The organism is Spirosoma arboris, from assembly GCF_009754945.1.
Lineage (GTDB): Bacteria > Bacteroidota > Bacteroidia > Cytophagales > Spirosomataceae > Spirosoma > Spirosoma arboris.
On sequence record NZ_WPIN01000090.1, the window covers coordinates 1 to 287 of the forward strand.

The 287-nt window shown below is 58.2% G+C and carries 1 protein-coding gene; it reads left to right on the forward strand.

The features are described from left to right. Positions 1-287: hypothetical protein (locus tag GO755_RS41270; RefSeq protein WP_198175105.1), on the forward strand; the 287-nt coding region annotated here is incomplete at both ends.

The following is a 287-nucleotide window of genomic DNA, read 5'->3' on the forward strand; positions in this document are numbered from 1 at the left end:
GCTAGCCGTCACCGACCCAGGAGTCTGCATTCCGGGCACTAACACTTACAATACGACCGGTCTCATTAGCCTGACCAATGCCGTAACAGGCTCTCTCACCCTCACCGATGGAGCCACCACCACTACCCTTTCGGTCAGTGCAGGAGCCACCTCAATCCCGTATTCACTGAGTGGCTTACCCAGTGGAACAGGGTCTCACACCGTGACGGTCAGTTATCTGGGCCAGATCGCCAGCACCACCTATACCGCTCCGGCCTCCTGCTCAGTAGCTCCTGTCTGTTCGCTGG